Source organism: Pseudoalteromonas sp. P1-26 (genome assembly GCF_001401795.1).
Taxonomy (GTDB): Bacteria; Pseudomonadota; Gammaproteobacteria; order Enterobacterales; family Alteromonadaceae; genus Pseudoalteromonas.
In genome coordinates this window covers 23,443-43,507 of the sequence record NZ_LKDX01000029.1, presented here as the reverse complement: position 1 = coordinate 43,507, position 20,065 = coordinate 23,443, and the positions used below count along the sequence as shown (strand labels likewise).

20 protein-coding genes are annotated in these 20,065 nt (G+C 41.3%); 8 read left to right on the top strand and 12 right to left on the bottom strand.

The features are described from left to right. Positions 1 to 8: 8 nt before the first annotated feature. The 6 genes from AN394_RS14275 to AN394_RS14250 form a co-directional block, all read right to left on the bottom strand. Entirely contained in the window at positions 9 to 773 is a 765-nt protein-coding gene (locus tag AN394_RS14275) for a metalloregulator ArsR/SmtB family transcription factor (RefSeq protein ID WP_054563277.1), read from the bottom strand. Between the two features lie 142 nt (positions 774 to 915). Beyond that, entirely contained in the window at positions 916 to 2,061 is a 1,146-nt protein-coding gene (locus AN394_RS14270) for a serine hydrolase (protein WP_054563276.1), read from the bottom strand. Between the two features lie 186 nt (positions 2,062 to 2,247). Beyond that, complete coding sequence (locus AN394_RS14265; protein ID WP_054563275.1) at positions 2,248 to 2,493, bottom strand: hypothetical protein; 246 nt, start codon at positions 2,491 to 2,493, stop codon at positions 2,248 to 2,250. After that, positions 2,490 to 3,437, bottom strand: coding sequence for a polysaccharide deacetylase family protein (locus tag AN394_RS14260; protein WP_235575506.1), 948 nt, complete (start codon positions 3,435 to 3,437; stop codon positions 2,490 to 2,492). Before AN394_RS14260 ends, AN394_RS14265 begins: the two co-directional genes overlap by 4 nt. Beyond that, a complete protein-coding gene (locus AN394_RS14255; RefSeq protein ID WP_054563274.1) occupies positions 3,434 to 4,537 on the bottom strand; it encodes an alkene reductase in 1,104 nt (367 codons plus the stop codon). Before AN394_RS14255 ends, AN394_RS14260 begins: the two co-directional genes overlap by 4 nt. A gap of 11 nt (positions 4,538 to 4,548) precedes the next feature. Further along, positions 4,549 to 4,965, bottom strand: coding sequence for a hypothetical protein (locus AN394_RS14250; RefSeq protein ID WP_054563273.1), 417 nt, complete (start codon positions 4,963 to 4,965; stop codon positions 4,549 to 4,551). A 97-nt stretch (positions 4,966 to 5,062) separates the two neighbouring features. Between AN394_RS14250 and AN394_RS14245 the strand changes: the two genes are divergently transcribed. After that, positions 5,063 to 5,977, top strand: coding sequence for a LysR family transcriptional regulator (locus AN394_RS14245; protein WP_200910016.1), 915 nt, complete (start codon positions 5,063 to 5,065; stop codon positions 5,975 to 5,977). 37 nt (positions 5,978 to 6,014) lie between these two features. Here AN394_RS14245 and AN394_RS14240 read toward each other — a convergent pair whose 3' ends face one another. Next, the gene (locus AN394_RS14240; protein WP_054563271.1) at positions 6,015 to 6,824 is read right to left on the bottom strand and encodes a sulfite exporter TauE/SafE family protein; all 810 of its coding nucleotides are present in this window, start codon (positions 6,822 to 6,824) and stop codon (positions 6,015 to 6,017) included. A gap of 387 nt (positions 6,825 to 7,211) precedes the next feature. Between AN394_RS14240 and AN394_RS14235 the strand changes: the two genes are divergently transcribed. The 3 genes from AN394_RS14235 to AN394_RS14225 all read left to right on the top strand — a co-directional run bounded on the left by AN394_RS14235 (position 7,212) and on the right by AN394_RS14225 (position 10,062). Then, a complete protein-coding gene (locus AN394_RS14235) occupies positions 7,212 to 8,189 on the top strand; it encodes a DUF1852 domain-containing protein (RefSeq protein ID WP_054563270.1) in 978 nt (325 codons plus the stop codon). An 11-nt stretch (positions 8,190 to 8,200) separates the two neighbouring features. Next, positions 8,201 to 9,229: a methionine synthase gene (locus AN394_RS14230; protein ID WP_054563269.1), complete on the top strand. Its 1,029-nt coding sequence runs from the start codon at positions 8,201 to 8,203 to the stop codon at positions 9,227 to 9,229. 497 nt (positions 9,230 to 9,726) lie between these two features. Next, entirely contained in the window at positions 9,727 to 10,062 is a 336-nt protein-coding gene (locus AN394_RS14225; protein WP_055021832.1) for a hypothetical protein, read from the top strand. 34 nt (positions 10,063 to 10,096) lie between these two features. Here the strand turns inward: AN394_RS14225 and AN394_RS14220 are convergent, their stop codons facing one another. Together AN394_RS14220 and AN394_RS14215 are read right to left on the bottom strand one after the other, a co-directional pair. Beyond that, positions 10,097 to 10,573, bottom strand: coding sequence for a hypothetical protein (locus tag AN394_RS14220; RefSeq protein ID WP_055021831.1), 477 nt, complete (start codon positions 10,571 to 10,573; stop codon positions 10,097 to 10,099). Between the two features lie 40 nt (positions 10,574 to 10,613). Next, positions 10,614 to 11,435: a hypothetical protein gene (locus AN394_RS14215; protein ID WP_235576269.1), complete on the bottom strand. Its 822-nt coding sequence runs from the start codon at positions 11,433 to 11,435 to the stop codon at positions 10,614 to 10,616. Between the two features lie 248 nt (positions 11,436 to 11,683). Between AN394_RS14215 and AN394_RS14210 the strand changes: the two genes are divergently transcribed. Both AN394_RS14210 and AN394_RS14205 read left to right on the top strand, forming a co-directional pair. Beyond that, entirely contained in the window at positions 11,684 to 13,516 is a 1,833-nt protein-coding gene (locus AN394_RS14210) for a GGDEF domain-containing protein (protein ID WP_082423000.1), read from the top strand. 180 nt (positions 13,517 to 13,696) lie between these two features. Next, the gene (locus tag AN394_RS14205; protein WP_055021829.1) at positions 13,697 to 14,173 is read left to right on the top strand and encodes a hypothetical protein; all 477 of its coding nucleotides are present in this window, start codon (positions 13,697 to 13,699) and stop codon (positions 14,171 to 14,173) included. A gap of 11 nt (positions 14,174 to 14,184) precedes the next feature. On the opposite strand, the gene AN394_RS14200 is transcribed toward AN394_RS14205, so the two are convergent. Then, complete coding sequence (locus AN394_RS14200) at positions 14,185 to 15,390, bottom strand: anhydro-N-acetylmuramic acid kinase (protein WP_055021828.1); 1,206 nt, start codon at positions 15,388 to 15,390, stop codon at positions 14,185 to 14,187. Between the two features lie 259 nt (positions 15,391 to 15,649). On the opposite strand from AN394_RS14200, the gene AN394_RS14195 reads away from it, so the two are divergent. Beyond that, positions 15,650 to 18,385 (top strand): TonB-dependent receptor domain-containing protein, encoded by a 2,736-nt coding sequence (locus AN394_RS14195; RefSeq protein WP_054563263.1) that lies wholly within the window; start codon positions 15,650 to 15,652, stop codon positions 18,383 to 18,385. Between the two features lie 143 nt (positions 18,386 to 18,528). Beyond that, positions 18,529 to 18,762: a helix-hairpin-helix domain-containing protein gene (locus AN394_RS14190; protein WP_054563262.1), complete on the top strand. Its 234-nt coding sequence runs from the start codon at positions 18,529 to 18,531 to the stop codon at positions 18,760 to 18,762. Here the strand turns inward: AN394_RS14190 and AN394_RS14185 are convergent. After that, on the bottom strand, positions 18,759 to 19,601 hold the full coding sequence (locus AN394_RS14185) for an SMP-30/gluconolactonase/LRE family protein (protein ID WP_055021827.1): 843 nt from the start codon (positions 19,599 to 19,601) through the stop codon (positions 18,759 to 18,761). The genes AN394_RS14190 and AN394_RS14185 overlap by 4 nt on opposite strands. An 11-nt stretch (positions 19,602 to 19,612) precedes the next feature. Continuing rightward, the gene (locus tag AN394_RS14180) at positions 19,613 to 20,020 is read right to left on the bottom strand and encodes a hypothetical protein (protein WP_054563261.1); all 408 of its coding nucleotides are present in this window, start codon (positions 20,018 to 20,020) and stop codon (positions 19,613 to 19,615) included. Positions 20,021 to 20,065 lie beyond the last annotated feature (45 nt).

Sequence of the window (20,065 nt, the reverse complement as noted above, 5' to 3'; positions counted from 1 at the left end):
TTCAGTCCTTAATTGCAGCAACGAGCAACACGGGTTGGGCGATCATCGCCCATCGCATTTAGCCTTGCTAACTCGTTTTCTATGAAATTTGGTTCGTTTACCACGGTCGAGGTAATTGTTTGTTTCATCCACATTGGTAAGGTCGGGTTTAAAGAGTAAAACACCCATTGCTGGTGTTTTCTATCCGACAAAATGCCCTGTTTTTTAAGTTGCGCTAAATGCCTTGAAACCTTTGGTTGGCTCTGCTCGTTAAGTGCCGTCATTAGTTCGCATACGCAAACCTCTTGCTCAACGGCGATAAGCAATAAGCTTTTTAAACGAATATCATCTGCAAGGGCTTTATAAAATATGGTTGGCGAAATCGATACTGGTTTTTCTTTGTTATGGGATTGCACAAACTGTTTGATTCGCTCATTGAGCTCTTGCAAGGTTTTTTCAAAGGCGTGAGGTTCAGGACGCGTTTTAGGATCGATAAAATCCCATGCAAGGCAATGGCTGCCATCGACGCGATTGGCGCATTCTTTGGCAGCGTCATCACATAAGGTAATGACGTAATCAAAATTCAGGTTAGTTACATCGTTTAAGTGCTTTGAGTGTAAGTCATCGGTTTTTAAACCAAAATGCTCAATCGCCGCAAGCGTACGAGGGTCTACCGCATAAGGTTCAGTACCCGCACTAAACACCTCAAACTCACCTTTACCATGATGTTTAAGCAGCGCCTCAGCCATAATTGAACGGGCTGAATTTTCTGTACATAAAAAGAGAACTTTCACGACTTACTCCATAACAATTTAGTTATATAATATTTTTGTTATATGAAGTACGCAAGTCATTTATTTTCTATAATAACTTAGCTAAAGTTGAGCTAAAGGAAGAATCTGGCGCATCTGTGCGCCAGTTTAGATTTTGGCGTGTTTAGAGTGCTGATTTTGCTTGTAAAATTAAATAGTCACTCATTACTTTTTCAAGCTGGGCGTAGTCTTTTTGCTGAGTAACAGCCCCTGCGACCACCACCTGCGTTGTTGGCTCATACATCACCAAAGTGCCCCAAAAGCCACCATGTTGATAAACCAAGGTGCCGTTATATTCTTTTGCAAATACACCTAAACGGTAAGGGCTATCTGCTGGTAAGCCTTTAACCGATAGCATGAGTTTGAGCGTTTCTGGATGTTTGAAGACCTTACCTGAAAATAAAGCCTGATAAAATTTAGCCATACCGATTGGGCTGGCAACAAGCCCACCGCCACCATATAAATCGACAGTTGGGCTCCAATTAAAAGTATCGGTGCCATGCAAGTATTGATGTACGCGTCGAGACTCATCCACAGCAACCGAATCCCCCCGTTCCCAGACCACATTTTCGATATGATTTTTATCGAAACTTAAGTATTGGCGAACCGCTTCAGGTAGCGGTAAATCTGTCACTCTTTCAATAATATGGCCGAGTAACACATAACCGGTATCTGAATATGAAAAACGCTCACCAGGTTTACCAATTGGGTCGCCCCACTCTACACACCCTTTAATTTGCTCGCGCATCGTAATATCTTGCTGCGGATGTGCCATTATGCCAGCTAAATACTGATCGCTTTGGGCGTGATCGTATAGCCCTGCCGTATGACTCAGCACTTGCTTAAGCGTCATTTTATCTAGGGCATAACCATCGCTTTCAAGAAGCGCAAAAAAGTCGTCAGAAATTAACTTATCGAGCGTTGTATCAAGGCTTAGTTTTCCTTCCTCGTGCAAACGTAACACCGTTGCCGCAGTAAAGGTTTTGGTCACACTGGCAATTCTAAATAAACTATTTGGGTTGATAACTTGCGGCGCATTTTCTTTACTTTGCTTTACCGTTGAAAAAGCATGTCCATCATCAACAAGCACATGAAGTGCAAAACCTGTAAGGGGAGCTTGTTGGTTTGCATTGAGAACTTGGCCCATTAAAGCATGGTGAGTTTCGAGAGGTTTTGTAGGCTCAGCAGTCACTGGCAAAGCCATTAGTGATAGAGCAACGAATAAAGAGCTTAGTGTTTTTTTACTCGCTTGAAAGCACCAACGTTCCATAACATTTTCCTTAAAAAATAGTCCTTAATTAGCGCATACAGCTTTCGAAAAAAGGCAGTTAAGCAGCCTAAATACTGCTTAACTGACATTAACAAACGGCTTTCGTGTTGTCGAATTAATACGTTAACACTATTTAGTAAGCATAATTGCAGCCTTAGCAAACATATTTTGAGGCGTTTTAAGAAGTTACTGATGCTCCCTTAAGTCTCTTTCAAATTCAGTTTCTGTTTTAACTGGAGTGCAATGTGTAGTGACTTCAGTTTTGCCAATTTTTTCTGGTTCGTCTGAGCTATAAATCGTGGTGTTATAGCTTCGATCTATTTCCCCTGGGCAGTGATGATCTGCGATTACTACATCCTCAAATTCACCCTTTTGCTGCTGTGAGGCACAGCCAGATAAAAGTAATGCAATAAAGGTTAGTGTGTATTTCATAACAAATTCTCTTCAAAAGTTCGAGGTGAGTTTTTTGGCACATTGTCTTGGCGTAAAATCCATTTTGCTATGTCATCTTTACGCATAAACTTAACCCCCTTGTGCTGCTTTGCATAGGTTATAAAGTCATCCAACGCTTTCACTCTAGCGGGAGTGCCCGCTAATCTATCGTGAGCACTGATAGACATCATTCTTCTGCGTTGTTTGCCTTCCTTGTAGAGCACATCAAACTCGTCTTTAAGCTCTTGTAAATACGCCTTACCAGTCATGGCTGTGCTGCCAGTGTATCGAACTATATCGTTGTTTCGAAAAGTGTATGGAACAACAACAATGTCGTCACTTCCAACAGGTGTTAGCGATGGCTCATCACGAGATAAATCGTCTATATGATAAATAAAACCTAATTCTTTAAGGATTTTGAGTGTATTTTTTGAATGCCTCATCCAAAAAGCATTAAACCCCACAGGTCGCTGCCCTGTTACTTTTTCAATGATATTTGCACTTTTTATGTATGACTGTCGCTCTTGCTCTTCACTCATAGAGTATTGAGGGGTCCATGTTTGTCCGTGCCCTGATGCTTCATGCCCGCGCCGCACGACCTCTTTTGCTAACTCAGGGTTTAATTCAACCGCTCGGCCAACCATGTGTGAGGTTACTTTAATATGATGCTTATCCCATAAATCTAGCAGCCTAGGTATGCCTTCATTCATGCCGTACTGGTACCAAGAGGGTGAAATAGTGTCTGGATAACCCAGCTCTTGCGGTGGAAACGGGCCTGGATCTGATTGGTCTTGCGCTGTTGCCTCAAACTGCATCGAAATTGAGATCACAAGTTGAGCATCATCAGGCCAAAATACAGATGTTGCCTCCTTAGCTTGAGCTACACCTAAGGAGCTTAGAACAAACACCGACGCAATTAAAATTGGCTTTAAAAATTTCATCATTTATTTCCCTGATATACTGGGTAGTCTATGTAACCTCGCTCATCACCACCAAATAAAGTAGTAGGATCTGATATTTCATTCAAAGGTAAATTGTGCTCTAAACGATAAGGTAAATCAGGGTTTGCAATAAACTTTCTGCCAAATGCAACATAGTCAACTAAGCCTTCACCTATTAGTTTATCGGCCTTTGCTAATGTGTAATTTCCTGCAACCACTATTTTGCCACCAAAGCTTTCACGTAATTTAACTCTAAACTCATCTGTTACGAGGGGAGCATCATCCCAATCAGCTTCCGCTAAATGCACATAAGCAATGCCAAGTTCATCAAACTTTTTAGCTAGATATAAAATGGCATCGATTGCTTGCGGATCATCCATGCCTCTTTGTGTAATAAAAGGAGCTAATCGAATAGCCGTTTTTTCTGGGCCGATAGCTTGGCTAATTGCGGTAATGATTTGCAGCGCGAACTTTGCTCTATTTTCAATATTACCGCCGTATTCATCGGTACGTTTGTTTGATGTTTGTCTTAGAAATTGATCGATTAAATAGCCATTGCCTGCATGTACCTCAACGCCATCAAACCCTGCTGCAATCGCATTCAAAGCAGCTTGTTTATAGTCTTCAACAATGCCCTTAATTTCATTGGTCGATAATTCACGTGGTGTAGGACAATCAAGCATTTGGCCTTCGCCATTTTCATCAACCACCCACACTTGCGCATTGGGAGCAATAGCACTTGGCGCAACCGGCAAGCCGTCTGGATGAAAGACACTATGCGACATTCTGCCAACATGCCATAACTGAGAAAAAATGAGTCCATTTTGCTGATGAACAGCCTGCGTTACTTTGCGCCATCCATTGATTTGCTCTTCAGTATAAATCCCGGGGGTAAATGAGTAGCCCTTTCCTTGTGCAGAAATTTGCGTCGCCTCTGATACTATAAAACCCGCACTGGCTCGTTGCGCATAATATTCTGCCATTAGACTTGTCGGAATATCGTCTGGTTGAGCCGTACGTGAACGGGTCATTGGAGCCATCACTATTTTATTTGCGGTTTTATGATGACCAATTTGGTCTGTATTAAATATTCTATTTTTCATATGTATACCTTTTAAATAAGCTCGCTGCGTGTAAATAAAATTTCTATTTTTAAGCCATCAGGCCCTTGAATAAACACTTGATGCTCATTCGCTGCCGGCACTTCCCGCTCAACGAATGGTATTGAAGTTGCTTCTAGCCGTGCTTTAACTTCATGATAATCAGTTGCAAAGAAAGCAAGGTGGTCAACCGTTGATAAGCCAACTGCTTCTGTTGATACCGAAGCTTGGGTTAAGTAATTAGACTGCGATTCATTTACCCCAAACTTAGCTGCTATATGAATGCATGGCGTATCCAAGTCGTCATATAACCAAACACCATCAAAACCAAATGCTGGCCTTGGCCCCTTTTTAAGGCCTAACGACGACTCTAAAAACTGAGCCATGTGCTGGATATTCGTTGCTAAAAGCAGAGCGTGATTAAGCTGCATTTCTATCTCCTTCAAGTGATGAAATGAGTTTAACTATTTTGACTAAATTGATAATTAGCCTTAGAGTTAAATAAGTATTCATTAAAACTGAAGAATAATGTCAAAAATTGATGATATGGCACTTTTTGTTCACGTTGTAAAAGCGGGAGGTTTAGCCGCTGCGGGAAGAAAATTGGGGCTTTCGCCTGCAAGCATGACAGCACGAATTAATAAAATTGAGCAAAATTACGATACGCGATTGTTAACGCGTAATACGCGCAGTATTGCCTTAACAGATGCAGGTGAACGTTTTTATAGTGGCTGTTTAAGAGTATTAGCAGAAGTCGAAAACACAGAAAACATACTTCAAGAGTCGCAACAAAGCCTAAGAGGCCAGCTGAAACTCTCTGCAACATCTGACTTTGGTCGCCAGTTTGTTGCACCCGCATTAGCAGAATTCATCAATAACCACCCAAATGTTAAACCGCATTTAGTACTGACAGATGGGGTTGCCAATATTGTTGAGGAAGGTATTGATCTGGCATTTAGATTCGGCAATTTGCCTGATAGTAACTTGATTAGCCGCCCGCTATGTAATAACCGCCGTGTGCTTTGCGCCTCACCTAGCTATATAGAATCGTTTGGCTTGCCAAGGCATCCCGAAGATTTAAAAAATCATCGTTGCCTTGTACTTGAGCGACTTGGGCAACCGCTAAATGACTGGCATTTTGGGGTAGATAACACGCACTTTTCTATTAAAGTAGCTCCCCACCTTTCATGCTCAGACGGTGAGGTGGTAAGACGCTGGGCAAATCAAGGCCATGGCATAGCCTTAAAATCATACATTGATATCAAAAATGACCTCAAAACAGGCGACCTTAATTTGATACTAGATGAGTATGTTCGAGGCTTTAGCCACAGCGATAAAAAAAGTGTCGGCCTACAGGTGATATATCCAAGCAGGCAATTCCAACCTCGGCAAGTGAAAGCGTTTATAGAGTTTTTTGAGTGTTGGTTTAAAAAGCACTCCTAACTTTAAATAAATCGCAAAGTAGATTTAATAGTTAACACTATTTAGTAAGCATATTCACAGCCATAATAACCAAAAGCCCTGCAAAGATTTTCTTGATGGTAGACACAGGCAAATGATGCGTTGCTTTTGCACCTAATGGTGCGGTAAACCACGAAGTACAAACAATACCAAACAAGGCCGGTAAATAAACAAAACCGGCAAAGCCCTCTTTTAATGTAAAGTACTGACTGCCTGAACTGATGTAACCCACTGAGCCAAATAGCGCAATGACAATACCGCAGGCCGAAGCACAACCAATGGCTTTTTTCATATCGACCGAGAAAAATGTTAGTAACGGCACAAGTACCGCACCACCGCCAATACCTATCATGGCTGATAGACCACCCGTGATGGTTGTATAAAGTGTCAAAAGGCCTTTATTGGGTAGCATTCGTGTTGATTGGCTGTCATTTTTACTACTGAAAATCATTTTTAATGCAATAAGCACTACACTCACAGCAAACACAATTCGCACCACATTTGCAGGTAATAGCGAAGCCAAAAAGCCACTGATAAGAGCGCCTAGTGCAACCCCAGTCATCACCCACGGAGCCAATTGCCAAGGCACATTACCATTTTTGTGGTGAGCGATAGCTGATGACGTTGAAGTAAAAAGAATTGAGGCAAGCGATGTAGCAATCGCCACCAGCACAACTTGCTCAGCAGGTAACACCTGAAAGTGCAGCAAGATCATGCTTAATATGGGCACAATAACTAGGCCTCCACCAATTCCTAAGAGCCCAGCTAAAAAGCCTACCCCGCCACCAAGTATGGCGCAAGCAATAATAAGCACGATTAATTCATTCATTGTATTTGTCTGCTTTGTTGGTTTAGGGAACCGAGTATAACAACAATAAAGTACGGGGTTGTTCTCAAAAGTAGGGTTAAGTAGTGAATATTACTCACGTTTTATATGAAATTACTGCAACTCCAACAAACCGATTTGGAAATCCAGACGTCTAAAATGGCTTTGAAGTATTTTTTCACTATCCCTTCCTAAATGTTTTACTAAAACAGCAAATATTTATGAATCTGTCTCATGTTTTACCTGAAATAAAAACGTTTTTCTTCATGATACTGAGCACGTATAAATTTATTAGTATTTTACGCTGCAGAGCAACCTAAGGTTAATGACCTAGCGATTTAAGGAAGGTGAGCAGCAATCATTTATCTCAGGACTTTTGGATACATTGCCATGAACAACGATTTCAGATTTACAATTAAAAGCATTTGCCTAGACGAAAATTATCATCCGTCAAATAGCACACGACTTACCACAAACTTTGCAAACCTAGCTCGCGGTGAAAGTCGCCAACAGAATTTACGTAACGCATTAAAAATGATTGATAGCCGCTTTAATGCGCTAGCTAACTGGGATAACCCGCAAAGCGACCGCTACTCAGTAGAGCTTGAGATCATCTCAGTTGATCTAGAAATTGCACATAGCACAGAGGCATTCCCGTCAATTGAAGTGCTAAAAACTAATATCATTGATCACCAAACTAATGAACGTATCGAAGGTATTGTTGGTAATAACTTTTCATCTTACGTGCGTGATTATGATTTTAGTGTACTGTTGCTTGATCATAATAAAGCGAAAAGCGAATTCAGCATTCCCGAAAACTTTGGCGACTTACACGGCAAACTCTTTAAATACTTTATTGACTCAGAGACTTACAAACAGCACTTTAAAAAACCACCGGTTATTTGTTTAAGCGTGTCTGATAACAAAACGTACCATCGTACAGAAAACCAACACCCAATTTTAGGTGCAGAGTACCTACCAAATGAGTCGTCATTAACCGAGCAATACTTTAAAAAAATGGGCTTGCAGGTGCGCTATTTTATGCCACCAAACACTGTTGCTCCGCTGGCGTTTTATTTCTTTGGTGACTTGCTGAACGATTACACCAACTTAGAGTTGATCAGCACGATTAGCACTATGGAAACATTCCAAAAAATCTACCGTCCAGAAATTTATAACGCCAATGCTGTGGCGGGTAGTTGCTATCAACCAAATTTAAGAAATGCTGATCACTCTATCACGCAAATTGTTTACGACCGTGAAGAGCGCAGCCAACTGGCGATTGCGCAAGGTAAGTTTACTGAGCAACACTTTATTAAGCCTTATCAATCAGTACTTGAAAAATGGTCTGCCAACTACGCAATTTAATGAGAGTAAAAATGAAAAAGTTATTACCTACATCGACAGCAGGCAGTTTACCAAAACCAGCTTGGCTTGCTGAGCCTGAAACCTTATGGTCACCTTGGAAATTGCAAGGTGCAGAACTTATCGACGGCAAACAAGACGCGCTGCGCGTTGCCTTACAAGAGCAACAACAAGCTGGCGTTGATATCGTGAGCGACGGCGAGCAAACCCGCCAGCACTTTGTAACGACCTTTATCGAACACTTAAATGGCGTTGATTTTGAGAACCGTAAAACAGTGACCATTCGTAATCGCTACGAAGCCAGTGTACCAAGTGTGATTGGCCCGGTGTCACGCAGCAAACCCGTGTTTGTTGAAGACGCCAAGTTTTTACGTTCGCAGACCAAGCAACCTATAAAGTGGGCATTACCAGGGCCTATGACCATGATCGACACCTTGTATGACGCGCATTATCAAAGCCGTGAAAAACTAGCGTGGGAATTTGCCAAAATTCTCAACCAAGAGGCGAAAGAGCTCGAAGCTGAGGGTGTTGATATTATTCAATTTGATGAGCCTGCGTTTAATGTGTTCTTCGATGATGTTAATGACTGGGGCATTAAGTGCCTAGAAAGAGCAATCGAAGGCTTAAAGTGCGAAACCGCCGTGCACATTTGCTACGGCTATGGCATTAAAGCCAACACTGATTGGAAACAAACACTGGGCAATGAATGGCGTCAATACGAAGAAGTATTCCCAAAACTTCAAAAGTCGAATATCGATATTATTTCTCTTGAGTGTCACAACTCTCGCGTGCCCATTGAACTATTAGCACTCATTCGCGGTAAAAAGGTGATGGTGGGTGCCATTGATGTAGCAAGCAATGAAATTGAAACCCCTGATGAAGTGGCACACACATTACGCGAAGCCCTAAAATATGTTGATGCCGACAAGCTTTACCCATGCACAAACTGCGGTATGGCCCCTCTCCCTCGCCACATAGCAAGCGCCAAGCTTAGTGCGCTAAGTAAAGGCGCAGAGATTGTTAGGGGGGAAATTAGTAATTGAGTTAGCAAGTTTCAAGGGGAAAGGGGAAAGTTGCGAGGATCGAGGTTCGAGGTTCGAGATGCGAGGGTCAAGGTGCGAGGAGCGAGGTGCACGTCTACCTCAACCCTTATCGCCATAAATGACGACCTACATTGTAGGTCGGGCTTTAGCCCGTCAGTTTTTAAATTTAGTCTGAACCTGATTGTGTAGCAGCGATTTTACATCGCGTTTTTACCTCGCCCATCGTATCTCGTTTCTCTTAAAAATTTATCAATGACGCAGCATAAAGCCGCTGCTACAACGTAGGCGTGAAACGTGTTTCGCGCATCCTATCCCCTAACGACCAATCCCTAAGGATTACCCCCTATAAACTGACCACGCCCCTCCCCCTAGCACTTTTAAATCAACCTACCCAGAAAGAGTTAATCCAAAAGATGCAAAATTGAGTTGGCTAGATTAATTATTTTTTGCTAGATTTCAGTTGTACCCAGTGGATGGGCAAAAATTGAGGGATTAATATGAACGAATTTGATATTTTCATCAGAAATATTGTCTTGGATTGTATTCGTGAGCAAGGCACCTGTAGCGACATTTGCGAAGAAGATGAGCAATTAACTTTCTATGTTGAGATTGAAAACCACGACAATGTGATATCGCATAAACAGTTTAAAGTAACCTACCCAATTAGTTATTCGATTCAGTCAGCACTTAAACATGAAATTGATTTACTGAGATATTTAGACTCTGGTGAAATCAGAACGCCCTTTACCACGGATATTGTCGAGGTACTTAAATCTGAGTTACAAGCCTTTATGTTCAGCAACAAACACCGTGGCGAATACCATATTTGCTAATTCTTAATTTATAGCCTGATGAAAAACAATCTGGCTATAACTTAACTAACTCACCATTATAAATACGGTAGCGTAAAGTGATTTTCTTGCTGGGGCAGCAACGAGGATCACTCTCATCATATGTACTTAATTGTATAACAAGCTGTTCGCCAATCTTTTTCGTACTATCTACTACGCCGTTAAAAGAAATAGACGACAACTCGCTATATCCATCATCTTGCACCTTAATGAGAGTCAGTTTTTCTAACCAAACATTGCCTGTTTGATAAGTCCAAAATATAGAGACTCTACCATCACTATGCTCATAAAAACGCTTTAATTGGCCAATTTCATCATCAGAAACTAACTCTGTGAAGTGATCTTTATATTGGCTCTGAATAAACGCATCTACGTGCTGCTGAATTTGCTGCTCGGTGGCATATCCTGTTAAAGATACAAAAAGTGCTATTAATCCAAAACTTTTCAACACAAAACTATGGGGCTTTGGTTTGTTATTTTCAGACAACCCCATTGTTTACTCCATTGATAACTGTTTGTTGATAAAACTTGGTTTAATTAGTTTGATAATAAAAACTTGTCTTGGAGAGTGGTTTGATTATTTCGTACTCAAGGCCTAAAGCATTCCTATCGCCTTCCCTAGGTATACTATATTTATCTAAAAGGACCACTCCCCAATGATTATCACTAAGACCACCGAAAATCACATTAATGTTGTCATACTCATCTTTTGTTACTGCTGCAACCTTAAATTTAACCATTAAATCTCTGAGTTTTTGTGAATCGGCTGATAGCTCCATCAAGCTAGGGGCTTCACCGGGTGATAGAGTTTTATAATCGGCAGATGGTACAAACCCCGCATATGTTGATGGTGTATAGCTTAACAATTGAGTAGGAGAGTAAAAAGTATTGTTAACACGGTAAACGTGCGGCGCAGATTGCTGTATGAGTTTCAAATTTTGGCTATTTTTAAATGCTAAAATTTGTTCCTCTGATAAATCTAAAAACGGCCTAATTAACTTAAGCCTTTGTTCAGTACACTGATCTTTTTTGCAAATAAATAAATTAGGAAGTTTTGTTCCGAACTGCTGTTCAACATTTAAATACTGACTACCAAGCACTCCTAAATTAAAGTTAGTGAACGCTTGCTTATCCTTGTCATTTTTAAATTTTGTGGCATGTATATCAAAGATGCTAAACGGGTAAAAAGAGGGTAAATAGGCAAGCTCTACATCGGTTTGCGGCATCATTTCGTCCATATGCTTTAAAACCGCGAGATACTCTTGCTCTATCTCATCATTAAAATAATCTGGTCTTTCAGCCAGTGCTGTAACAGAAAATAACAAAGCACTACAAAGTAATATTTTGTTTAACATGAAAAAAAACATCCTTTTAATTAAAACTATTTAAAGTAACCATATCATTTTAGGTACACAATTCCATTACTTTGTGTTGAGCTGCTTTCAAATCCCAAAAGTAACCAACCATAGCTTAAAGCATTAAATTATTTATATTTTTTCAACATAAAATCTTATAAGCAACAATTTCATTATGCTAAGCTAGCTGCAATTATAAGAAAATATCATTGATTGGCATCAGAGTAGCTGTATGGAGTAATGCTCAAATGATAAGGATATTGTGCTTGTTGCTATTTGCAACCAATGTGACAGCAAAGGATGTTCAGAGTGAAATCAGCCGTGCTCTTCACGGCTATACAACATATTCTGAATCTGTCGAAATTTTAGCTAGATTAGAAAAGCAAATGCCTTATGAAAATGTGCTAGATGATGCGCAAGTAATGGCGTTTAAATGTTGGTTTTCTAATCTATCAACCCCAAACGGGATTAATGAATATAAAAAATTTCTAGAAACAGCCAAACCAATCATTCAACAAGTAAACAATTTAAACTTAATACAGGAACTTGCTGTTTGTGAAGCAAACCAAGAGTATACGCAAGGTAACTACCAGAAAGCTCTCGAACACTTAAAACCAATAATTAACACGCCGTCAGTAGACGAAATAACCTCTTCAAAAAAATTGTCAATCATTGCTCTTGCTCACATAGTACTTAACCGTATTCAGTTAACTAAAGGCGACTATCAAGAGGCATTCGACTCTGCTAAAACGGCTTATCAGTTATTTGAAAAAGCAGGTAATGACTACGAAAAAGCACTCGCATTAAAAGAAATTGCCGATATTCACATAGCGTTGTACAACTATGAACTTGCAATTGAACAACTGCAGCGAGCCAAATTAGCGTTAACGAAATTCAATGAGCAAGAGCAGTACAAAGTAGCGGATCAACTCGCGTATGCCTATGAAGAAAAAGGCGACTTAATAAAGGCAGTTGAGCTATACGAGTCGATAAAAAAAGATGTTCGTCGTTTCGAAAGCGAAAATGGCTATGCTTACATATTAATTAAACTGACAGAACTCAATATAAAACTTAATAGCTTATCTCAGGGTGAGTCATATCTAACTGAGTTGAACACGCTCTCGGTTACTGACAGCTGGATTTTGACACTATACAACTTTACTAAATCAGAATGGTACTTGGCTACCTATCAGTTGCAAGCCGCCCTTACATCTTATGAGAAGATAGCCGGGCAACAACAATATTGGCCCGAGAGCTTAAAGGAGCGTTATTTAAATTTAACCTCGCAGCTTGCAGCTGCAACAGGAGATACTTCCTTACAAATAACATCTCAACAACAATTAATCGCTTTAATTAAAGATAAACAACAAGCTATCGCAAATAACACGCTTATATCTGCCAGATTAAACTTTAATTATGAACAGCAGATCCTTGAGATTTCTCGTTTAGAGCATGAGTCAAAGCTACAACAAAAATTTTTAGCGGTGGCCGAAGATAAATCTTTTTGGCAAGGCTTAACTGTGATGGTCACTTGCTTGTGCTTACTCTTATTCGCCGTTTATACATTCAAACAAGTTCGCCAGAAAAAGTACTTTGAAATACTCGCTTTAAAAGATGAACTAACAGGCATAGCAAATCGAAGAGCTATATTGAATTTAAAACGAAGTGTCATGGTGCAAAACAAACTAAATCAGCAAGTAAGCTCTTTGATTTCTATCGATATTGATCATTTTAAAGCGGTCAATGATCAATACGGTCACGATATTGGTGATGAATTAATCATATCTATAACCAATACGATTGTACAAACAGTCCGTTGTTCTGATCGGGTAGGTCGTGTCGGCGGCGAAGAGTTTTTAATCGTGCTTGAGAATCAATCTTTAGAGCATGCAAAAGATATTGCCGAGCGTATTAGACTTTCAGTTGCCGAAAAGGAACATACATCTTTGTCTATAAGCGCAACGATAAGCTTAGGTGTTATAGAAATTGCACCAAACGAAACGTCAGAACAGGCAGCCAAAAGAGTCGACTTACACCTTTATGAGGCAAAAAGAAGAGGACGAAATATTGTTTTTTCTTAGCTTTTTAATAGGAGCTCAACAACCAAAAGATACAGACTTATATCCGACCAAACGAATCAAACATTCAACGTTTCTCTGTTTCTGAAATAAATAATCCGCAATATGACAATAGTCATAATTCTGTCATCTAATTGATCAATAATTGACGCTAATTTAATCAGCTAACGTAATGAAGAAGTAATGGACAGTGCCTTGGTGCAACTTTCGTTTGCACTCCCCTCTAGTGAAGATCCTTTATGTGCTGCGCTTGCGCATACTATGGAATATGAACAATTGCATTTTGCGGCTAATGAGCAAAAGCGTGTTGTATTTTGTTGTGTGCTGCCAGATGATGCCCATGAAGATGACGTGATCTCTATCAGCGCGACACGCCCTGATGCTCGTGAATCGGCCTATTTTACTGCGCACACTTTAACGCAGCACGATCTAGATCAGCACGTTATTATGCTTACGTTAGAGGGTGTTACTCACAGTGGTGAATTTGTTTTGCAATTAATGCTACACGGCATGCATGCAACACTTAAAGACAGCGCCCAATTTGATGTCAGCATTGCAGCAAGCACATCACCAGAGCTGCTAACTGGCGATCAATCTAAAAACAATGGCTTACGCCATTACATCAGTAATCTTGGCGCAAGCTTTTTAGCTTTTTTCTAGAGCGTTTTGGCTTAGTCAGCAAAGCTAATTTTACCCATGGTAATATCGGGGATCCCTTGCTCGGTATTACCAAAGCGTTGCTGCCCACCCGACAAACATTCGTTCGCTAAAATAGCAAATAACACGGCTTCTTTTGCATCTGGGTTTATGCCCAACGAATCGGTGTTATTTATCACAGAAAGCGCTGGGCAATTAGCCAAAATAGTTTTCATTAATAATGGGTTATGAACCCCGCCACCACTGGCGTATACAGCCACATCGGTCAAGCCTTCGCTGCATTGGTTAATTGCTTTAGCAATCATTACCCCTGAAAACTGCACTAAGGTTGCCATCACATCAAAGTGCGATAAACTCTGTGTATTCGAGCGTGCTTGTGCTGCTGCTAAATACTCTAGATTAAACACTTCTGGCCCGGTGGTTTTTGGAAGCCCTAAAGCAAAAAACGAATCATCACACAGCGCAGCTAGTAAAGTTTCATTTACCGTGCCTTTTGCTGCAATAGCAGCATCTTTATCATATTGAAGTGGAGCAAAATAACGCTGTATGTAGGCATCCATAATGGTATTACCTGGGCCAATATCAGAACTAAAAACCGCTCGTGCATCTGCTGATTTTGGTAAGTAGGTTAAGTTTGCAATGCCGCCCATATTAAGCAAAATTCGGTTTTCGCTGGTGCTTGTGAAATACAAATAGTCACCATATACCGCAAGCGGTGCGCCTTCGCCACCCGCTGCAATATGCTTTTGTCTAAAGTCACCTATGGTAGTAATGCCAGAAGTCACGGCTAGGTGATCGCTGTCACCAATTTGTAGTGTTGCATTACCATATTCTGCACGCTTGTGTTGGTTTTTTGGGCAGTGATAAATGGTTTGCCCGTGGCTGGCAATCACATCAACAAGTTCTTTTGCTACTCCCCAGCTGGCTAACGTTTTGGCAACCATTTCACCATGTAATTGGCCAATCCAAGGGTTAAGCAAAGTGACTTCTTCAAGGTCACATTCTCGTTTGGCGAATACTCGTTTTACACGTGTTTTATAATCATCGTCATAATCAACGGTAGTAAACTTTAATACTTCTACATGAGTATCCATGCCCTGCCCTGATACTTCGCATAGCGCGATATCAAGGCCATCTAACGAGGTACCACTCATTAGACCAATTATTAATTTTCTTTCTTTTTTTGCGCTTAAATACAGTTTTTCAATATGTTGATGCATAAATAAATCACTTAAAATCAGCTTATTAGATGTAAATAAGCGGGTTGACGACTTGGAATAGTTTATATTTTAAAATAATAGATTTAAAGAATAATTATTGCAAAGACTTTTAAATTGCTTTAAAACTGTACCGGTGAGCTCCCCAAAAGGAGAACACACAAGCATCATAACAAAAAGTATGACTCATTAAATTAACTAAATGGTCTAGGTCAGACACCAACCTGCGTTGATTTAAATGATAAAACGCAAGGGAATCATCATGAAAGCAAATACATCAACAGGGCATCGCTCGCTATTGCTGCTATCACCTTTAGCTCTCGCTGTAAGTTCAGTAATTAGTTATGCCCACGCAGAAGAAACTACTGAAGTAAAAAAACCTGAAGTGATCACCGTAACAGGTTCACGTATTCAACGTACCGAGCTGGTTTCAAGTAGCCCAGTGGTGAGCGTTGATGAAGCACAAATTCACCTAGACCGTGCAGTGAACGTTGAAGATATTACCGCAAAACTGCCTCAAGCTGCAGCAGGTGCCAACAGCACCGGTGCCACAGTCGGTGACTCATTTGGCTCATCAACCATAGATTTACGCGGCCTTGGCCAAAACCGTACGTTGGTACTTATTGACGGTACTCGCGCAGTACCATTTAGTTTTCGTAACTCGGTTGACGTGAACACCATTCCAGCCGGATTAATAAAACGCGTTGATGTATTAACCGGTGGTGCAGCAGCGGTTTACGGCGCAGATGCCGTAGCCGGCGTTGTTAACTTTGTTTTAGACGATGATTTTACTGGCGCTGAGTTCTCAACCAGTTATGAAAGTGCCGACGGCGGTAACGAAAAGCTTAACTTTGAAGCAATTTTTGGCGGCGACATCGCAGATGGTAGCGGCCATGTAACAGGCTACATAGGTTACACCGAACGAAAAGAGCTGTTAGCTGGCGAGCGTGACTACGCGCTTGAAAACTCAACGGCAATGATCAACAGCGGTGGTTATTATACTGACGTTGCCTCTGGCAACAGCATCGGTATTGCTGATTCAGGTGCTGTAACAAGTGAGCGTCAAACAACTGATTTCACAGCTGACCGTTATTTAACTCAACCGATGGACCGTTTTTCTGCGGGCTTATTATTTGACGTCGATGTGAGCGACAGTGCCATTGCCTATGGCCGCGCAATGTATTCTAAAGTGACCGTAAATGGTGCGGGTGCCAGTGGCCAAACACCGATTTTTGTTAACGAACAAGTGACCCTCACGCAAGACAACGCCTATATTCCTGATGAACTACGTGACCAACTTACGTTTGATAGCGAAGGCAATGCCCTTGTTAATGTTGAACGTAACCTAGGTTTAGGTGTGCAACACACCGAAGCGGTGCGTGACTCAATGCAATTTCAGCTGGGTTTAAAAGGTGATATTACTGACTACTTACGTTATGACGTATATGGCCAGTATGGCAAAACTGACGAAGTAGCCACCATTTACAACAACGCATACCGTAATGATAACAGCGGTAATAGTCGCTTTGCTGCCCTTGCAAATTCAGTGGATATTTTTGATCCAAACCATGATTTCAGCGACTTTAGCGATCCGCTGCTTTATACGACTCGCGACCGTACACAAAGTGTGATCTCAGCAACACTATCAGGTGATTCTGGGTTCTTATTTGAATTACCAGCCGGTGCTATCGATTTTGCAATTGGTTATGAATACCGTAAAGAAACCGGAAAACAAACTCCAGGTGATGCATTTAGAAACGGCACCAGCTTTGCGTCTATCAGCGCATTTGATATGGATGCAAGCTTTAGCTCTGAAGAGTTCTATGCTGAAATTTTAGTGCCTATCTTAGTTGATAAACCTTTTGCTGAAGAGCTTAGCTTTGAAGGTGCCTACCGTATTTCTGATTACTCAAATACCGAAGCAGAAGACACTTACAAACTAGGTATCAACTGGGCAATAAACAGCGACATTCGTATTCGCGCCAACCGCTTAACCGCATTTAGAGCACCTAACTTAGGTGAGTTTGCAAGCCCAATCACAGCGCTATCGTTATCGTTATTCGACCAAAATAGCGACCAGTTTGTGCCACGACTAGCAGGGCGTTATAACGGCGATCCATGTTTACTGGGCACCGGTGATGCAACTCAATGTGCTGCGTTTGGTGCGCCGCCTGTTGGCACCGAGTTTGATTCAAGTACCGCAGAGTACACCTATGGTGGTAACCCGAATATTAAACCTGAGCAAGCTGAATCAGATACATTAGGCATTGTTTATACACCTAGCTATTTAGAAGGCTTTGATTTATCACTTGATTACTACAGTATTCGCGTAACTGATGCGGTAAGCCAAATTCAACCTGGTGCAGCACTGCAAAGCTGTTATGTTGATGACCCGAATCCAAACAACCCACTGTGTGGTGCGGTACTTCGCGATCCAAACACTGGCTTTATTAGCACAGCCATCGTTAATGACTTTAACTTAGCCGCTATTGAGCAAGAAGGTATCGACGTTGCAGCAAATTATGTGATTGATGCACCAGAGCAAATGGGTGGTCGTTTTAGGTTTTCGTACCAAGGTAACTTTGTTACTAAACAAACCCGTCAGAACAACAGCACTGTACCTGAAGTAGACTGTAAAGGAACTTATGGCAGCGCCTGTTCGGGTGACTTTGCGAGTATCTTGCAAGCTGACTACAAACACCGCGCAAGCATTGATTGGCAGTTAGATAACATGAATTTCCAACTTGGCTGGCGCAGAATCGGTGAAGTAGAGTATGCTGTCGACCGTTCAGAAACAATCTCAGCACAAAATTACTTAGATTTTGCTGCTGCATGGCAAGTTAATGAGGAACTTGCTGTTAACTTTGGTGTCGATAACTTATTAGACCGTGAACCACCAACACCTGAAGTAGGCGCAAACCACTTTAACACCGTAAGTGATTATAGTGTGATTGGCCGCTCAGTCGGTGTTTCACTGAGATATGCCCCAAGCTTTTAATTAATCCTACTGTTTTAGCTACACAGGATTGATCCCCTCAAGCGCACCCTGCCCGGTGCGCTTTTTTATTACCTAAAAATTAGACTTGCTATGCACAATTAATATGGCAAAGTACCAAAAAAAGGATTTATAAGGAGTAACACATGCCATTTAACGAGCAAGAGCGCAGCGTGCTTTTAGCACTCAAAGGTGTTGGGCCAACAGTGATAAAACGGTTTGAAGAAATTGGTATTGAATCGTTTGAGAAGTTAGCCGGGTTTGATGCAAATACCATTGCTGAGCGAGTCGCGTCGATGCTACATTCAAATTGCTGGAAGAATAGTCCGCAGGCAAAAGCGGCAATCACTGCCGCGATTGCGCGAGCAAAACAAGGCTAAAGCTCAATGACTTCTATTGCACCGCGCTTTTGCATGGTGACATACACTTTGTTTTGCGTTTCGTTGAAAGCCAAATTCGTTGGATGCTGGCCTTTTAATTGGTAGCTATTTAAGAGCTTGCCCGTAGGCGATACTTCAAGCACTTTCCCTGCGCCGTAGCGAGTAATAAACACATGCCCTTGATTATTAACGCGCATGCCATCTAAGCCATGATCAGCAAACTTAATCAAAGTTTTTTTATTACTAATGTTTAAGTTCTCATCTAAGTCATATTGCCAAACAACTCGCTGCACACTCTCGTTCACATAAAGCTTGGTGTTGTCGTGATTAACCGCTACCCCATTGGTGGTTCCCATGTTTTTTTCGAGTAAATGGGTGCTGCCATCTGCATTTATACGCCACAGCTGACCCGTTTCTTCCGCCCAGTTAGGGTCACTTGCAAACAGCGCCCCGTTTTTAGTGATAGCAATGTCATTGGGTTGATTCATTTTACTATTATGGGCAAACACTTCTGCTTTATTGCTGCCAGCAGGGACTTTTAAAATATTGTGGTTAACATAGTCCGCAATAAACAAATTACCTTGTGAGTCAAACTGGAGGCCATTACCAACGCTGTCATTCGGCAACCGCACAAATAAAGATGTTTTGCCCATATTATCAACGCGGCCAATGGTTCCTTGCTGGGCATAGTTCACCGCGTATAAGGCACCGTTATACATGGTTGGCCCTTCAACGCCTTGCGTAAAAACGTTATCTTTAACAAAGTCTTGGCTATCAACTGCAAAGCTTAACGGTGAGCTTAAAAGTAGTGTTATTGCCAGTGGCTTTAGTCGTTTCATAGGACTTCCTTTTACTCATTTAAACTCGTGTATACCGCTAAAATCGGGTATTCGTTTTCGCCAAAAGATAAGGTCAAAGAACGCTTTTCGCCATCATCTAACTTAATACCTTCGTCAAAGCTCTGAGGATGAACACGACGCCCATCGGCAAACAGCGCCATAATATGGTCAGCCTGAAGAATTCGCGATCCCGATGCTTTATTTTCAATCGTCACAACCGCTAAACGGCGACCACTTTCACTGCTCATTAATACACTATGGACAATGCTAAATTGGCTTTGCTTAGGGTAACGCTTGGCATCATTCTCAAATGAAAAAGCACTGCCAGAGAGCATGACCGGATCCACCGATAGTACATCAGTGTTGGCTTGCAAAGAGGTTGCAAAAACCGCTGCAATCAATAGTAAAATACGCTTCATATCAATCCTTTTGATAAGCTTAAACTAGATTTAGCATACACCGTT